This is a genomic window from Streptomyces sp. NPDC088124 (assembly GCF_040685895.1).
Taxonomy (GTDB): domain Bacteria; phylum Actinomycetota; class Actinomycetes; order Streptomycetales; family Streptomycetaceae; genus Streptomyces.
This window is the reverse complement of the sequence record NZ_JBFBJB010000076.1, coordinates 25,554-41,461: the sequence shown is the minus strand read 5'-3', so window position 1 is coordinate 41,461 and position 15,908 is coordinate 25,554. Positions and strand designations below refer to the sequence as shown.

Below are 15,908 nucleotides of genomic sequence, written 5' to 3'. Positions count from 1 at the left end.
TCGTCTTGTTGAAGTACACGTTGCTGTCCGCGTTGCCGAAGATCGGCTCGAACAGGAACGAGTGCAGGCCGGGTGCCGGAAAGCCACAACCGTCGCAGTCCCAGTACCTTCCGGGGTCGGTGTGTGTGGCCCCCGGCACCTCGCTGTGCGCGATGATGTGCGCGCGCGTCTTGGGGATGCCGTACCGGTCGCAGACGGCCGCGGTGAGGGCCGCGGACGCGGCGTACAGCGCGTCGGTGAAGTAGGCGGGCTGATCGACCCACCCCTCGTGCTCGATACCGATGCTGCGGGTGTTGTAGTCCCAGTTCCCGGCGTGCCAGGCGACGTCCTTCTCGCGCACGAACTGTCCGATGTACCCGTCGGCCGAGGCCACCATGTAGTGCGCCGACACCTTCTTGGCCGGGTTCTGGAAGATGTCCCTCGCGTCCGGGAAGGTCTCCTGCGTCACATGGATCACGACGTGGTCGACGGAGTACTGCGTCGGGCGCGAGGCGACGGTGTAGTTGGAGGTGCTGGCCGGGATCCAGTGGGTCGGCGGATAGGCGACGGCGGCGCGGCGGCCGGCCGGCGCGGCCGGGCCGGCCGCGGCCGCCGCCCCGGCGGCCGGGGCGACCGCGGCGCCCGCGACGCCGAGCCCGAGCGCCGCGGCGCCCAGATACGCCCCCGACCTGAGCAGGGTCCGGCGGGACGGGGCGGGGCGGGACGACGTGGGGCCGAGCGGCGGGGTGGGGCCGTGGGCTTCCATGGAATTCTCCCGAAGTCGGTGTGCCGTGGGGGGAATTGACGCGCGTAGCGGGGATCCCTTCCATGCTGACCTTTGAGCAGGTGCATGCCAATATTCGGATGGCAAAGAAAGAACGCACCGGCTGGTCCGGACCTCTGGAAGGCGCCGCGTTCCCCGGGTGCGGCACGGCGGACCGGCCCGGCCCCACCCTGCCGGGTACCCTGCCCGCGCCCCGTGGGCGCCACGCGGCAGAAGCCTCGCGATGGCCCGTACGAGGGGCCGGGCGCCCCCGTGTTCGTATCGCGGGGTGAAGGGCTCCCGCGTCGCCCCCGTCCCTCACGGTGCGTAATACTCTCCTTATGCGATCGAGACTTACGCGCCCTGGGGGCGGGGCGCGCGCGGCGGCCGTGACGATCAGGCGGGCCACCGCCGGCGACGCCGGGCGGCTCACCAGGCTGGTCCGGCGCTCCCGCGCCTACGAGGGCCCCTATGCCTCGATGGTCGCCGGGTACCGGGTGGGCCAGGACTACATCGAGGCCCACGAGGTGCATGTGGCGGCCGACGGCGACGGCCGGGTGCTCGGCTTCTACGCGCTCGTCCTCGAACCGCCGGAGCTGGACCTGATGTTCGTCGCCGACGACGCCCAGGGGCTCGGCATCGGGCGCCGGCTCATCGGGCATCTCACCGACCGGGCGCGGGCGGCGGGGCTCGACACCGTACGGGTGGTCGCGCACCCGCCCGCCGAGGGCTTCTACCGCAGCGTCGGCGCCCGGCGCACCGGCACCGTGGCCGCGCGCCCGCCCGCGGTGCCGTGGGACCGCCCCGAACTGGAGCTCGCGGTCGGCCGCGGGGCGGCGGTCACGGAACGGGAGGGCCGGTGATCCGGGTGCCGTCCGCCGCGTAGGGCCAGGCGTTGATGACGCACCCGCGCAACCCCTTGATCTGCTGCATCATCGCGGGAGCGGGCTTTCCCGCCCCGGCACAGGTCTCGTGGCCGTGCCCGAGGAAGTGGCCGACCTCGTGGTTGATGATCAGCGCGCGGTACGAGGGCACGTCGTGGGCGTAGAACGGGGTGGCCAGCCGCCAGCGCTTGAGGTTCACCATCACGTGCCGGCCGACATTGCAGTTGACCTCGCCGCCGGTGTCCAGGTTGTACTCGCCGCAGACCCGGTCGACGGTGTCCGGCGTCGCGAGCTGGACGACGAAGTCGGCCGTGCCGCCCGCGACCCGCCGGAAGCCGGTGGCACCGTCGGCCGTCCAGCCCCGCGGGTCGGCCAGGATTTGGTCCACCTCCGCGGCGACCGCCGCGGCGGACTCCTTCAGCCCGTCCTCGACCGAGACGGAGTAGGTCACGATCCGCCCGCCGCCGGCCGTCCCGCTGCCCGCGCCCGCCGTGGTGAACGTTCCCGGCCCGCTCTTCGGGATGCCGGCTCCCGACCGTGCCGACGCCGACGGCCCGGAGGACGGCGAGGAGTCCGGCGACTTCGTCGGCTTGGGCGCCTTGGTCTTCGGCGGTGCCCCGGAGCCCGTACCGGAGCCGGACGGCGAGGGGGAAGGCGACCGTGGTGCCGCCGCGGGCGCGTCGTTCCGCGGCGCCGCCGCGGTCCCGTCCCCGCCGCGCCCCTGCTCCGTGACGACGAGACCGATGACCGCCAGCGCCGTGACGGCGGTGAACCCCGCGACGAGCGGCGCTTTGTGGGCCCGCCCGGCCCGGACGGATCGCTTCGGCCGGCGGCGGCGCCCACCGCGCGGCCGGGCATGGGAGGTGCGCTGGATCATGGAAAGAGAGGCTGCGCGCGGGGTGTGTTCAAACCTGGACCATGAGATAACGAACCCATAACGTATGCCGGTGCGGGGTTTCATATGATCGTCGCGTAACAGTTGCCCCCCGTCGCGCCCCTCGCGCCGGGCCCGCCGCCCGGGGGTGCGGATACTGTCGGCATGCCACGTGTCCTGCTCATCGAAGACGACCCCGCCGTACGCGAGGGCGTACAGCTCGCCCTGCGCCGCCAGAGCCACGACGTCGAGGCCGTCGCGACGGGGGAGCTGGGGCTCGAACAGCTGCGGTGGTTCCGTCCCGATGTCGTGGTCCTCGACCTGATGCTGCCGGGGATGAGCGGGCTCGACGTCTGCCGCAGGATCCGGACCGGCAGCCAGGTGCCCATCATCATGGCCACCGCGCGCGGCGACGACGTGGACGTCATCGTCGGTCTGGAGGCGGGGGCCGACGACTACGTGGTCAAACCCGTCCAGGCCCGCGTCCTCGAAGCCCGGATCAGAGCCGTACTGCGCCGGATCGGCGACTCCGTCACCAACGACAACGGAGCCCCGCGGATCGAACGCCACGGCGACCTGGTCATCGACCGCGCCGGACTCGACATCACCCTCGGCGGCGAACCCGTCCCGCTCGCCCTGTCCGAGATGCGGCTCCTGCTCACCCTCTCGGCCTCGCCCGGACAGGTCTTCAGCCGGCAGCAACTCCTCGAAGCCGTCTGGGAACACAGCTACCACGGCGACATCCGGCTCGTGGACGCCTGCGTGAAGCGCCTGCGCCTCAAGATGGCCGAGCCCTCCGGGTCGCCGCGGTACGTCCAGACCGTACGCGGCTTCGGCTACCGCTTCCGGTCGCGCTGAGACCCGAGCGCCCGAGCCCTCGATGAGACTCCCCGGCATACGCCCCCTCACGTCCCGGATCCGCCTGATCCCGCGGCTCCGCGGACTGCGCGTCCGCCTCGTGGTCGCCTTCACCCTCGTCGCCGTCGCCGGCACCCTCACCAGCGGTGCGCTGACCTTCCGCGAGGCACGCACCGGCGTGCTCCAGCAGAGCCAGGACACCGTCGTCAAACAGTTCCGCGAGCGGGTGAGCGACGTGGCGACCGGGCTCAGGCTGCCGGCCGGACAGCAGGACCTGGAGTGGTTCACCCAGGAAGTGGCACGCGCGGGCCGCTCCGAAGGGTGGCGGGTCCTGACCACCTACCGGGACCTGCGCGCCACCTCGTCCCCGGACGACCGCTTCACCGAACTCACCCCCGAGCTGAGACGGGCGGCCTCCACCAAGTCCGCCACGGTCTTCCAGCGCGTCCCCACCCGGAACACCTCCGTCCTCGTCGTCGGCCTGCCCGTCACCTACGCCGCCCCCCAGGGCCGGACGGCCCGCCACTCCGGCCTCGCCGTCTTCCTGATCGTCTCCCAGAGCGACGAGGAGGCGTACGTCAACGCCCTGGTCTCCGCCGTCCAGCGCGCCACGTTCCCCGCGCTCGGCCTGGCGGTGCTCCTCGCCCTGCTCGCCGCGCGCGGGGTGCTGCGCCCCGTACGGGAGCTGCGGCGCGCCGCCCGGTCCATGGCCGAGGGCCGCTTCGACACCCGGCTCTCGGTGCACGGCTCGGACGAACTGGCCGACCTCTCCCGGACGTTCAACGAGACGGCCACCGCGCTGGACCACTCCGTCGCGGAACTGCGCCGGATGGAGGCCCGGGCCCGCCACTTCGCCTCGGACGTCTCCCACGAACTGCGCACCCCGCTGGCCGCCATGGCCGCCGTCACCGACGTGCTGGACGAGGACGCCGGCCGGCTCGACCCGGACACCGCCACGGCCGTACGCCTCATCAGCCAGGAGACCCTCAAGCTCGCCCGGCTCGTCGACGACCTCATGGAGATCTCCCGCTTCGACGCCGGAGCGGCCGAACTCCACCAGGACGACATCGATCTCGCCGAGTCACTGCGCCGCACGCTCGCCGCCCGCGGCTGGACGGAGACCGTCGAGACCGAGCTGCCGCCCCCGGACGCCCTGCGGTTCCGGGCCGACCCGCGCCGCCTCGACGTCGTCGTCGCCAACCTGGTCGCCAACGCGCTGCGGCACGGCGAACTCCCGGTACGGGTACGGCTGTACGAGGGGTCCGGCGGGCGGGCCGTCATCGAGGTGACGGACAGCGGTCCCGGCATCCCCGACGACGTCCTCCCGCACGTCTTCGACCGGTTCTACAAGTCGGACACCGCCAGGACCCGCACCGAGGGGAGCGGTCTGGGGCTCGCCATCACGGCGGAGAACGTCCAGCTCCACGGGGGCACCGTCCGGGCCGCGAACCGGCCGGAGGGCGGCGCCGTCTTCACCGTGGAGATCCCGCCGCCGGCCCAGCCGGCCGAGCCCCCACCCGTATCCCGTGACCGAGGTCCGGAGGAGCGCACATGACCCGCACATCCCGCGGGCGCCGGGCCGCCGCGCTGCTGCTCGCGTCGGCCACGCCGCTCCTGCTCGCGGCCGGCTGCCGGATCCCCGGCACCGGTGTCGTGGAGGTCGGCGAACCGGCTACCGGCGCGCGTCCCGTCCTCGTGGTCCACCTGGTCAAGGACGGGGCCCTGTATCCGGTGGCGCGCTCCGAGGGGGTCACCTCCTTCGATGTGACCACCGCCGTCAACCTCGCGTTCCGCGGCCCCGACCCCGCCGAGGAGCTCGGCGGGGTGACCACCGCACTGCCGGCGCCGCAGTCCGGCCGCCGGTCCCGGGTCACCGTGGACGGCGACCGGGTCCTGGTCGAGCTGGCGCGACAGGACCGTCTCCCGCAGCTCGGCGTGGACCAGCTGGTCTGCACCGTGGCCGCCGCCCGGGCGCTGGAGACACCCGCCCCGGCCCCGGCCGAGTTGACCGTCGTGGACGGGTCCGGCCGGCGTACGGTCCAGGCCACCGAGGCCGACTGCCCGGACGAGGCCGACCCTGCTCCCGAGCCCGTCGACGGGATCGGCTTCGTCGGCGGGGCCGGGGGCGGCCAGCCGCCGCCCGCCGACCTCGAATCGGTGTTCCCGGAGTGAGGCGGGCTCGGTGAGGTGAATGTCCACGAGCGGGTCGAGTACCTTCCGGGGGTGCGCCCACGTCGGTCCTCGTCCATCCCGTTCGGTCGTCGTGCGGTTCGAAGGAAGAAAGACGAACCCGACGAACCCGGGCAACGGTACGGACCGTCCCACGGCCCGTACCGGCCGGACCACCACCGTTACCGAGGAGCGGACGCATGCCCCGACCCGACCTCTCCGTCGACACCCTGATCGACCGTTTCGGACTGCGGCCCCTGCCCGCCGAGGGCGGCTACTTCCACGCCACCTGGACGTCACCGGACAGTGCCGACCAGGCTGGGAGCCGTCCCGCGGGTACCGCGATCATCGCGCTGCTCACGGCGCGGGACGAGCAGTTCTCCGCGATGCACCGGCTCCCGGCCGACGAGATCTGGCACTTCTATCTCGGTGACCCCGTCGAACTGCTGCTGCTGGACGGGGAAGGCAACGACCGCACGGTCCTGCTGGGGCACGACGTGTGCGCCGGGCAGCACGTGCAGTTCGTCGTCCCCGCGGGGACGTGGATGGGCGGCAGCGTGGCCGAGGGCGGGGAGTGGTCCCTGTTCGGGTGCACCCTGGCGCCCGGCTTCCTCCCCGCCGACTACGAGGGAGGGGACGCGGAACAACTCCGCGCCCGGTACCCGCGGGCGGCCGAACGGATCAGCCGGCTCTGCCGCCCCGGCGCCCCTCTCCGCATGGCCGGGGACGCGGCGCCGGACACACTCCCCGCCTCGGAGGAGGACCGGTCATGAGCGCCGAGAAGCCGTACCCCGGAAGCACACTGCCCGACCTGAGCGACCACGCGGTCCTGGTGACCGGGGCGAGCGGGGCCGTCGGGCACGGCATCGCCCGGCAGTTCGCCCGCGCCGGCGCCTCCGTGATCGCCCACTACCGTACGGGCGAAGGCCGGGCCGAGTCCCTCGCCGAGGCGATCCGGGCCGAGGGCGGCCGGGCCCTCGCCCTGGCCGCGCACCTCACCGACGAGGCCGAGTGCCGGAATCTGATCGAGCGGTCGGCCGAGTGGGCAGGGCGCCTCACAGCACTGGTCAACAACGCGGGGATCCAGCCGGTCCAGCCCCTGGAGACCATGACGGTCACCGGATGGCGCCAGGTCGTCGACACCAATCTGACGACGGCCTTCGCCTGTACCCAGGCCGCGGCCGAGGTCATGGGCCGCGCCGGGGGCGGGACCGTCACGCATGTCGCGTCCATCGAAGGCAGCCGGCCCGCCAGGCTGCACGCCCACTACAGCGCCTCCAAGGCCGCCCTGATCATGCACGCCCGGGCGGCGGCGCTGGAGTACGGCCCGCTGGGCATCCGCGTCAACACCGTGTCACCCGGGCTGGTGCACCGGCCCGGGCTGGAGGAGGACTGGCCGGACGGCGTACGCCGCTGGGAGCGGGCCGCGCCGCTGCCCCGGAAGGGCGACGCGGAGGACGTCGGCAATGCCTGCGTGTTCCTGGCCTCGTCCCTGGCCGGCTGGGTGACCGGGCACGATCTCGTCGTCGACGGCGGCATGTCCTGCGCCCCCGCCTGGTGAGCCGCGCGACCTCTACGGACCCAGCAGGGTGTTCATCCGGGTGATCTCGGCGGTCTGCGACGCGACGATGGCGCCGGCCATCCTCCTGGCGCCCTGGTGGGCGCCGCGCGACCGCTCGGACCTGGCCATCTCGACGGCGCCCTCATGGTGCTCGACCATCATCCGCAGGAATGCGGTGTCGAACGCCTTCCCGGACGCCCGCGACAGCTCCGCCATCGCGTCGCCGGACATCATCCCGGACATGGAGTGCCCGGAGTGCTCCGCGCCGTCGGCCGCGGACGCGTCCCGCGCGGGTACGTCCTCGCCCCAGGCCGTGAGCCACTCCGACAGGGTCCTGATCTCCGGGTCCTGGGCCTTCTTGATCTCGGAGGCGAGCATCCTCACCTCGGCGGACGAGGCCCGGCCCGCGGCCAGATCGGCCATCTCCACCGCCTGCCGGTGGTGCGGGATCATGGCCTGGGCGAAGGACACATCGGTGCCGTTGTGCGCCGAGGCGGACGGTGAGGCGGACGAGTCCCCGCCGTGGTCCGCGTGCCCGCCGGTGGACGCGTCCCGCCCGCCGCAGGCCGCGAGGACCAGGACGGCGCCGAGAACGACGGCGGCGGCCCGGCGGCGGGCCGTGAAACGGTAAGAGGTCATACGGAAACGACTCCTGCGCGTGAAGGGGAACAGAGGCGTGCCGGGCTCGGGCAGGCCTATATGTGCAGGAGGCGCGTCACGGCGCCATCGTAGACACACCCCGGCTGGCGCCGGCCGACGACGCACCCCGGCGGCGTGCCGCGTCCGGCGGCCCGCCGGACGCCGTGTCACGCCGCCGTGTCACGCGGACCGGGCGGTCTTCTTCTCCCGCGACAGCAGCCACAGGAGATACACCCCGCCGAGGGCCCCGGTGACCAGTCCCACCGGGATCTGGAACGGGGCGAGCACCCGCTGCGCCAGCAGATCGGCGGTCGCCAGGATCAGCGCCCCCGTCAGCATCGCCGAGCCGATCGGGGCACCGGCGGAGCGGGTGATCCTGCGGGCGAGTTGCGGGGCCGCCAGGGCGAGGAAGCCGATGGGGCCCGCGACGGCGATGGCCGTGCCCGCGAGGGCGACCCCCAGCAGCAGGCAGAGGGTCCGCACCCGGGCGATGTCGACGCCCAGCGCGCCCGCCGTGTCGTCGCCCATCTCCATGAGGCGCAGCGGCCGGCCCAGCGCGAGCGTCGCCACCGCGAGCACCGGCAACGCGACGGCCAGAGGGGTCACCTGAGGCCAGGAGACGGCGTTGAGGCTGCCGAACGTCCACGCCTTCGCGCTCTCCGCGGACTCCAGATCGGCACGGGTGAGCAGGAAGTCGTTGACTGAGGAGAGCATCGCGCCGACGGCGATCCCGGCGAGCACCAGCCGGTTGCCGGAGACCCCGCGCGACGCGGTGAACGCGTACACCGCCACCGCCGTGCACAGCCCGCCGAGCACGGAACCCGCGCCGACCCCCACCCCGGCCGAGCCGCCGCCCGCCAGGATGACGACGAGCGCGCCGCTGGTGGAGCCGGTGGTGAACCCGATGACGTCCGGGCTGCCGAGCGGGTTGCGCGACAGGCTCTGGAAGAGCGCACCGGACAGCCCGAGCGCCGCCCCGACGAGCAGCGCCGCACAGACCCGCGGCAGCCGCTGGCCGACCACGATGAACCGGTCGGTCGCGGAGCCGCCCCCGGCGAACAGCACATCGGCGACGTGCCCGGCGCCGATCCGGTACGTGCCGGTGAACAGGGTCACCGCCCACACCGCCGCGCAGCACCCGAGCAGCACGGCCGTCACGGCGGCGGCCCGCCCCGAGTAGCGCAGGGTGATCCCACGGGGCAGCCGCACCACCCGCGTCGCCGCGCTCACGCGCCGGCCTCCCGGCGCCGTACGACCAGCCACAGCAGCACCGGAGCACCGATGAACGCGGTGACGATGCCCACCTCCAGCTCCCCGGGCGGCGCGATCACCCGTCCCGCGATGTCGCTGACCAGCAGCAGGATCGCGCCACCGGGCAGGGCGAAGGCCAGCAGCCAGCGCAGATCGGGCCCGAGCAGCAGCCGCAGCACATGCGGTACGACCAGTCCGACGAAGCCGATCGGCCCCGCCGCGGCGGTCGCGGCACCGCACAGCAGCATGACGGAGACGAAGCCGGCGGCCCGTACCCACGGCACCCGCAGCCCGAGCGCCGCGCCCGCCTCGTCCCCGAGCGCCAGCGCGTTGAGGGAGGGGCCGAGCACCAGCGCGACGACGGTGCCCGCCAGCACGAAGGGGACGGCGGCGGTCAGCGCCTCCGTACCGCGGTTCTCCAGCGACCCGACCACCCAGAAGCGGTACGAGTCGAACGCCGAGGAGTCGAACATGGTGAGGATGCCGGTGCAGGCCCCCAGGCTCGCCGACAGCGCCGCCCCCGCCAGCACGAGGCGGGTGTGGTGGCCGCTCCGGGTGGCGCCCGAGGTGAGCGCGTGGACGAGCAGCGAGGCCAGCACCGCGCCCGCGAAGGCGAACCAGACGTAGCCGGACACGCTCGTCACATGGAACGCGGCGATGGCGGTCACCACGGCGAACGAGGCACCCGCGTTGACGCCCACGATGCCCGGTTCCGCCAGCGGATTACGGGTGATGGCCTGCATGACGACACCGGCGAGGGCCAGCGCGGCGCCGACGGTGACCGCCAGCGCGGTACGGGGGAGCCGCAACTGCCGCACGATGATGGCGTCCGGGCCGCCGTCGTCGTGCAGCAGCACACGCCACACCGTCTCCAGCGGGACACCGCGCGCGCCGACCCCCAGGCTCACCAGGAGCAGCAGGACGACGAGGCCGAGACAGACCACCAGCGCCACGAGGCGCCGACCGCACCGGGCGCCCCCGCTCCGCGCGGGGCGTGCCCCACCGGCCGGCGCCGGAGCCGTCCGTACCGCACCGGTCCGTACCGCATCACCGGTCCGTTCCCCGCCTTCCGGCATGTGATCCATCGCATGACTGCCGTCCCTACTCATTCGCACTTAGGAGAGCCTAAGCTAAGTGCTCGTGTACCGCTTCCGTGATCTCCCTCTCACCCGCCTGATCAGCGGCGTTGCCCTGTCGGGCGCCCTGCTGCTCACCGGCTGTTCCACCGACTCGACCGTCTCTTCGGAGAGCGGCCCGGCCGCCGAGCCGTCGGCCGCCGCCACCCACACCGCTCCCCGCTCCGTGCCCAAGGGCATGGGAAGCGGCAAACCGGACGGCGAATTCCCGCGTACGGTCGGCCACTTCGAGGGCAGGACGACCATCGCGGCCGCGCCGAAGAAGGTCGTGGTCATCTCCACCGGACAGGCCGACGCGCTGCTCACGCTCGGTACGGTCCCGGCCGGCTCGACCCGGGGTGACGGCGCCGATCTCGTACCCCGGTACCTGAAGGACGACTTCCCCGAGGACGCCGCCGCGCTGGCGAAGGTCGTCGACGTGGGCTCGCGCGTGGATCCGAACCTGGAGACCATCGCGAACATCAAGCCCGACCTGGTCCTGATGAACATCGCGGGCAAGAACGCCGGGAATCTCTACAAGGCGCTGAGCGCGGTGGCGCCCACCGTCGCCACCCAGGGCACCGGGCTCTACTGGAAGCAGGACTTCCTGCTCGTCGCCGACGGGCTCGGCAAGGCCGATCAGGCGCGCACGTACCTGGACCGCTTCCACACCGACGCCGCCGCGCTGGGCGCCTCGCTCGACAAGCCGGTGACGGTCTCGTTCCTGCGGCTGAACGGGGACCGCCTGCGGGTCTTCGGCGTACCGTCGTTCACCGGCAGCATCGCGGAGGACGCCGGGCTCGGCCGGCCCACGAGCCAGCGGTTCGACAAGACCTCGCAGAACATCAGCAACGAACAGCTCGACCGGGCCGACGCCGACTGGCTGTTCTACGGGGTCCAGGGCGACGCGGCGAAGGCCGCCGAGCTGACCGGGGCGCCGCTGTGGCCGACGCTCTCCGCCGTCGCCGGCAGGACAGCGGTCCCGGTCGACGACGACGTCTTCTACCTCAACACCGGCCCCACGGCCGCCCGAGACGTGCTCACCGTGCTCAAGGAGCGCCTGACCTGACCTCGCGGACCTCTCGGGACCTCGTGGGAAGGGCCCGGTCCCGTCGGTACGCGCCGACGGGACCGGGCCCTTCAACGTCGGCGGACGTCAGCCCACGAAGATCTCGGTCACGGACCAGATGGCCAGGCCGAGCATGCACAGACCGCCGATGCGCTGCACGGTCTTCAGCGGGACGCGGGTGGCGATGAACCGGCCCGCGAGCAGGGCGAGCGCGGAGACGGACATCAGCGCGGCGGCCGAGCCGATGGCGGTGGACCAGGTGCCGTTGCTCGCGGCGAGGTTGGCCGTGGTGATCTGGGTCAGATCGCCCCACTCGCTGATGAAGACGGCCATGAAGGCGGTGGAGTAGACCGGCCAGAACCCGGTCACGGTCCTGGTCTCCGTCTCCTCCTCCCCGTCGTCGCCCCCGCCGCGCAGCAGCATGAAGGCGCCGAAGGCGAAGAGCGCGGCCGAGACGAGCTTGACGATCCAGTCGGGCAGCAGCCCGATGAGGCTGCCCGCCCCGATCGCGATGGCGACGTGCACGATGAACGCGGTCGACGTGCCGAACCACACATAGAGCGGACGCATCCGCGTCCCCATGGCGAGGGACGCGAACATGGTCTTGTCGGGGAGCTCCGCGAGGAAGATCAGTCCGAAGGCGGTGAGGATCGCCAGGGGATCGAGAGACATTCCGGGTGGCTTTCTCTGGGGGCCGGGCCCGGATCTTCGCGAAGCACCTTGTCGGCGCCAGGAGGACCACTCGGCCCGGCACGACGGTGTTGTCGCCCACGCCATGGGACGTGGGCCTGTCAGTGCCTGACCGAAGGTCTCGCCCGCCCGCCTCGTCGGCGGGCCCGGCCACCGGGAACCCGGGGGTTCCAGTGTGTCGACGACCGGTTCGCGGGGCTACTCCCCTTCGCAGCTCTCCACGGTACCCCACCCGTGGCGCGGCGCGGGCCCCGGGGGAGGGGCCGGGCGGGACTGCCACGCGGGCCCCCGCGCCGCGCGGCATGCACACGAACGGCGCGGCGTACGTGTGAACCGTGCGGCTCACGGGCCCCCGAACGGCCCTGTCCGCTGGCCCCGGTACAGGGGCTGCCGTCTAGTGGGTGCTGCGGTCGCGTTCGAGCGGGCGCCGTGCTGCCCTTCGGGCGGCCTGATCCGAGGAGTTTCGAATGAAGAGCAACACCAGGGCAGTCACCGCGATGGCCGCGGCCGCACTCTGCGCGGTCGCCCTCGCAGGTTGCTCCGGCAGCGACAGCGCGTCGGAGTCTGCCCGGGAAGAGGCGCCCGCGGAGGCGGCCGCCTCCGCGTCGATGTCCATGAGCACCTCGCCATCGGCGCTGCCCACCGAGCTCGAGGGCAAGGTGAACGCGAAGGAACTGGCGCCGTACGGGAAGATCCTCGTCAACGGCCGTAAGCGGACGCTCTACCTCTTCGCGGCGGACAAGACGAAGGAGTCCACCTGCATGGGGGACTGCGCGAAGGTCTGGCGCCCCGTGCTGGTCACCAGCGGTGTCGAGCCGAAGGCGGGCACCGGCGGGGTCAAGCAGAGCCTGCTGTCGACCATCACCCGTACCGACAACACCAAGCAGGTCACCTACAACGGCCACCCGCTCTACACCTACAAGGCCGACAACGTGCCGGGGGAGGCCCGCGGCCAGGACCTGACCGAGTTCGGCGCCAAGTGGTATGTGGTCGACACCGCCGGCAACAAGGTCACCACCCCGCCGCCGAGCGCGAGCCCCACCGGGACCATGAGCCCCACCGCGGGCATGACCGGCACCCCCAGCCCCGGCGCCAGTTACTGATCCCGTCTGATCCGTCTGACCCGTCTGACCCGTCCGATCCCGCAGGGTCGGACAGCTCGGAGAAGCCATGCCGTTCCCGGGCGCCCGCAGCCGCTCACCGCGCGCCGTCCTCCTCGCCGCCGTCCTCGTGACGATGCTCGCCGGCTGTTCCGGCGGGGGCGGTGGTGGATCCTCGTCGCCCGCGCCGTCGCCGTCCCCGTCCGCCTCGGCGGGCGGAGCGGCGCAGGTGACGATCGACAACTTCACCTTCACGCCCGCGGCCCTGACGGTCGCTCCGGGCACCGAGGTCACCGTGGTCAACAAGGACTCGGTGGCCCACACCCTGACCGCCGCACAGGGCAAGGCGTTCGACACCGGCACCATCGGCCCGGGGAAGACGGCCACCTTCAAGGCACCGGGCAAGGCCGGCTCCTACCCGTACGTCTGCACCATCCACCCCTTCATGAAGGGGACGCTCACGGTCCGCTGAGCGCGACCGGCCGACGACAGCCCCCGCCCACCGCGCGCACGCGGTGAACGGGGGCTCGGTGCTGCCGGGGGTGCTGTCCGGGACGGGCGGACGGTGCGACGGTGCGGGGACAGGTCAGCGGCCCTGGCCGCGCCTGCCGCCGCGCATGCCCCTCTCGTCCTGGTCCGTGTCGTACTCGATCTGCTCCTTGCGGACCTCCGCCGAGACCTCCCGCTGCTCGGTGACCCGCTCCGTGTCCAGGCGGACGCGTTCGACGGGGACGGACTCCTTGCTGATCACCGGCTGGTCGGCGTGGAGCGTGACCTCGGTCTGGGCCTCACCGATCCGTGTGGCGCGGAGCGCGCCGCGGTCCTCGGGCGAGATCGCCTCGTGGACCACGCGCACCTCCTCGTGGCTGAGCGGTACGGAGGTGGTGACGTTCTCCGTCACGACGACCTTGCGCAGCCGCGCGTGGCCGATCTCGCGCTCCTCGGTGGTGACGTGGAGCTCCTCCTCGGAGCGGATGAGTTCCTCACCGTGCTTCTCGCCCGTGCGCATGTCGCCCAGGTCGGCGCCGCGTGTCGCGGACCCGGCCATGGCCGGTCCCCGCGTCCCCTCCGGGGTGGCGGCGCGGCCGGTGGACATCCCCGACTCCGCCGGCATACCGGCTCCGGCCCGGGACCTGCCGCCGGTGGCGGCACCGGCTGCTGTGCCCATGCTCGCGGCGGTGCCGATACCGCCCGCTCCGGTGAGTCCGTAGTGGTGGTAGAGCTGCTTCTCCTGGCCGGGGTCAAGGTGTTCGTCGGCTTCGAGGCGCGGCGCCTCCTTGACCGTGTCCTTGGCGTACGGGACGTGGATGTCCTCGCCGGCGCGCCGGGCGCCGGACAGCGGTACGAGGCTCTCCTTCATCCCGAACAGACCGGTCCTGACGGTGACCCATTCCGGGCGGCCCGTGCGGTCACCGACATAGACCTGGCCGATGCTGCCGATCTTGTCACCGTCCCTGTCGTACACGCTCCTGCCGTTCAGACTGCTCGGGTTGTTGAACACGCCTTCGGCTGACATCTGCGATCACTCCTCGCGTGGGGGAAGCGCGTCTGCGGGATGAGGCCCCTCACGGCCAGGCGCGCACGACTCCATCGCGCATCCGTACGGGGCCTTCGGCAACCGGGGGAGGCCGGCCCGCCGGTGGCGGCACCGCCGGGTGCCCAGTGCGGACCGCGTTCCCCGGGGGCGGCGGCCGGTCCGAACTATCCGCCATTCGGGTGAATGTGAGGTGGGGCGCGCGGACGGGAGGCAGCGGCCGCGCGCTCCGTCCGCGCGCGCTCCGCCCGCCCCCTCCGTCATCCTGGAACCGATGGCCGACGCGCCGACCGGACGCCGTGCCGGCCGGACCTACGGAGAGCGGGCCCATGGCTGTGGAACGTATCGGTCTCGTGGTCCACCAGGGCCGCCCGGCATCGGTGGAGGCGGCACGTACCGTCCACGCCTGGTGCGACGCGCACGGTGTCCCCTGCAAGGAGATCGATGTGTGGCGGGACCACGAACCCCGCCACGGCGGCCAGGAGGAGGCGTCCGCCGCGGGCAACCCCGACCTGGTGGTGACCCTGGGCGGCGACGGGACGTTCCTGCGCGGGGCGCGCATCGCGGCCAAGAGCGACGCCGCCGTCCTCGGCGTCGACCTCGGGCACGTCGGCTTCCTGACGGAGGTCCCCGCGGACCGGATCACCCGTGCCCTGGACGCCGTCCACGAGGGCCGGGCCGCCATCGAGGAGCGCATGACGCTCACCATGCGCGCCTCGCGCGTGCTGGAGATGCCCTCGGAGATCACGGCGCTCCTGCGCCACGGCCGGGGGCCGACGCTGCCGCCGCCCCATGTGCGGCCCGGGGCCACCGGGGAGGGATGGGGCGTACCCCTGGACGTGATCGCGCTCAACGACGTCGTGCTGGAGAAACTCGCCCGGGACCGGCAGGTCGCCCTGGGGGTCTATGTCGCGGGCCGGCTGCTCGCCTCGTACTCCGCCGACGCGGTCATCGTCGCCACCCCGACCGGTTCCACCGCCTACAGCTTCGCGGCCGGCGGGCCCGTGCTCTCCCCGCACATGGACGCCGTGGTCTTCACCCCGGTGGCGCCGCACATGACGTTCGACCGTACGGTCGTCGCCGCTCCCGACGAGCCCGTCGCGCTGCGGATCCAGCCGCACTCCGGGGAGGTGGCGATCAGCATCGACGGCCAGTTGCGCGGGGCGCTGGAGCCGGGGGACTGGGTCGGCGTCTACGGGGCCACGTACCGGCTGCGGCTGGTCCGGCTCGGGCCCACCGACTTCTACACCCGGCTGCGTGAGCGGTTCCGCCTCACCGACGCGCCCGCCACCGCGGCGGACGGTCAGGCGGCCCCGCTGTTCCGCCCGGACAGCCCGGTGCCGGACGACCTGGCCCACCTCCGACTGCCGCCGCCACCGGGGGAGGGGGCGGGACACGGGAGCTGACGACCGGGTGGCCGTA

At 73.1% G+C, this 15,908-nt stretch carries 16 protein-coding genes and 1 pseudogene; 10 read left to right on the top strand and 7 right to left on the bottom strand.

Annotation, left to right across the window (positions count from 1 at the left end; genetic code table 11):
• Positions 1-97 precede the first annotated feature (97 nt).
• A pseudogene (locus AB0P17_RS38645) lies at positions 98-745 on the bottom strand (N-acetylmuramoyl-L-alanine amidase); the annotation flags it as partial.
• 338 nt (positions 746-1,083) lie between these two features.
• On the opposite strand from AB0P17_RS38645, the gene AB0P17_RS38640 reads away from it, so the two are divergent.
• Positions 1,084-1,605 carry a GNAT family N-acetyltransferase gene (locus AB0P17_RS38640; protein ID WP_365818915.1) on the top strand — a complete coding sequence of 174 codons (522 nt, stop codon included), beginning with the start codon at positions 1,084-1,086 and terminating at the stop codon, positions 1,603-1,605.
• Here the strand turns inward: AB0P17_RS38640 and AB0P17_RS38635 are convergent.
• Positions 1,583-2,503 carry a DUF3152 domain-containing protein gene (locus AB0P17_RS38635; RefSeq protein ID WP_365818913.1) on the bottom strand — a complete coding sequence of 307 codons (921 nt, stop codon included), beginning with the start codon at positions 2,501-2,503 and terminating at the stop codon, positions 1,583-1,585. The genes AB0P17_RS38640 and AB0P17_RS38635 overlap by 23 nt on opposite strands.
• A 162-nt stretch (positions 2,504-2,665) precedes the next feature.
• Between AB0P17_RS38635 and AB0P17_RS38630 the strand changes: the two genes are divergently transcribed.
• From AB0P17_RS38630 to AB0P17_RS38610, 5 genes are all read left to right on the top strand, one after another.
• Positions 2,666-3,358 (top strand): response regulator transcription factor, encoded by a 693-nt coding sequence (locus AB0P17_RS38630; protein WP_365818911.1) that lies wholly within the window; start codon positions 2,666-2,668, stop codon positions 3,356-3,358.
• A gap of 22 nt (positions 3,359-3,380) precedes the next feature.
• Positions 3,381-4,913 carry a HAMP domain-containing sensor histidine kinase gene (locus tag AB0P17_RS38625; protein ID WP_365818909.1) on the top strand — a complete coding sequence of 511 codons (1,533 nt, stop codon included), beginning with the start codon at positions 3,381-3,383 and terminating at the stop codon, positions 4,911-4,913.
• Positions 4,910-5,530 carry a hypothetical protein gene (locus AB0P17_RS38620; protein ID WP_365818907.1) on the top strand — a complete coding sequence of 207 codons (621 nt, stop codon included), beginning with the start codon at positions 4,910-4,912 and terminating at the stop codon, positions 5,528-5,530. The genes AB0P17_RS38625 and AB0P17_RS38620 overlap by 4 nt, the downstream gene beginning before the upstream one ends.
• Positions 5,531-5,727: 197 nt before the next feature.
• Positions 5,728-6,300, top strand: coding sequence for a cupin domain-containing protein (locus tag AB0P17_RS38615; RefSeq protein WP_365818905.1), 573 nt, complete (start codon positions 5,728-5,730; stop codon positions 6,298-6,300).
• Entirely contained in the window at positions 6,297-7,088 is a 792-nt protein-coding gene (locus AB0P17_RS38610) for an SDR family NAD(P)-dependent oxidoreductase (protein ID WP_365818903.1), read from the top strand. The genes AB0P17_RS38615 and AB0P17_RS38610 overlap by 4 nt, the downstream gene beginning before the upstream one ends.
• A gap of 12 nt (positions 7,089-7,100) precedes the next feature.
• Here AB0P17_RS38610 and AB0P17_RS38605 read toward each other — a convergent pair whose 3' ends face one another.
• The 3 genes from AB0P17_RS38605 to AB0P17_RS38595 all read right to left on the bottom strand — a co-directional run bounded on the left by AB0P17_RS38605 (position 7,101) and on the right by AB0P17_RS38595 (position 10,063).
• Entirely contained in the window at positions 7,101-7,727 is a 627-nt protein-coding gene (locus AB0P17_RS38605) for a DUF305 domain-containing protein (RefSeq protein ID WP_365818901.1), read from the bottom strand.
• A gap of 180 nt (positions 7,728-7,907) precedes the next feature.
• Entirely contained in the window at positions 7,908-8,957 is a 1,050-nt protein-coding gene (locus AB0P17_RS38600; protein WP_365818899.1) for an iron chelate uptake ABC transporter family permease subunit, read from the bottom strand.
• Positions 8,954-10,063 carry an iron chelate uptake ABC transporter family permease subunit gene (locus AB0P17_RS38595; protein ID WP_365818897.1) on the bottom strand — a complete coding sequence of 370 codons (1,110 nt, stop codon included), beginning with the start codon at positions 10,061-10,063 and terminating at the stop codon, positions 8,954-8,956. The genes AB0P17_RS38600 and AB0P17_RS38595 overlap by 4 nt, the downstream gene beginning before the upstream one ends.
• Positions 10,064-10,118: 55 nt before the next feature.
• On the opposite strand from AB0P17_RS38595, the gene AB0P17_RS38590 reads away from it, so the two are divergent.
• Positions 10,119-11,162, top strand: a complete 1,044-nt coding sequence (locus tag AB0P17_RS38590) for an ABC transporter substrate-binding protein (protein ID WP_365818895.1) — start codon at positions 10,119-10,121, stop codon at positions 11,160-11,162.
• Positions 11,163-11,249: 87 nt separating this feature from the next.
• On the opposite strand, the gene AB0P17_RS38585 is transcribed toward AB0P17_RS38590, so the two are convergent.
• Entirely contained in the window at positions 11,250-11,834 is a 585-nt protein-coding gene (locus AB0P17_RS38585) for a TMEM165/GDT1 family protein (RefSeq protein WP_365818893.1), read from the bottom strand.
• 485 nt (positions 11,835-12,319) lie between these two features.
• On the opposite strand from AB0P17_RS38585, the gene AB0P17_RS38580 reads away from it, so the two are divergent.
• Positions 12,320-12,955: a hypothetical protein gene (locus tag AB0P17_RS38580; RefSeq protein ID WP_365818891.1), complete on the top strand. Its 636-nt coding sequence runs from the start codon at positions 12,320-12,322 to the stop codon at positions 12,953-12,955.
• A gap of 67 nt (positions 12,956-13,022) precedes the next feature.
• Positions 13,023-13,424, top strand: coding sequence for a cupredoxin family copper-binding protein (locus tag AB0P17_RS38575; RefSeq protein ID WP_365818889.1), 402 nt, complete (start codon positions 13,023-13,025; stop codon positions 13,422-13,424).
• A gap of 114 nt (positions 13,425-13,538) precedes the next feature.
• On the opposite strand, the gene AB0P17_RS38570 is transcribed toward AB0P17_RS38575, so the two are convergent.
• Positions 13,539-14,468 carry a PRC and DUF2382 domain-containing protein gene (locus AB0P17_RS38570; protein WP_365818887.1) on the bottom strand — a complete coding sequence of 310 codons (930 nt, stop codon included), beginning with the start codon at positions 14,466-14,468 and terminating at the stop codon, positions 13,539-13,541.
• Between the two features lie 347 nt (positions 14,469-14,815).
• Here AB0P17_RS38570 and AB0P17_RS38565 point away from each other — a divergent pair, with 347 nt between their 5' ends.
• Positions 14,816-15,892, top strand: a complete 1,077-nt coding sequence (locus tag AB0P17_RS38565; RefSeq protein WP_365818885.1) for an NAD(+)/NADH kinase — start codon at positions 14,816-14,818, stop codon at positions 15,890-15,892.
• The last annotated feature ends 16 nt before the right edge of the window (positions 15,893-15,908 follow it).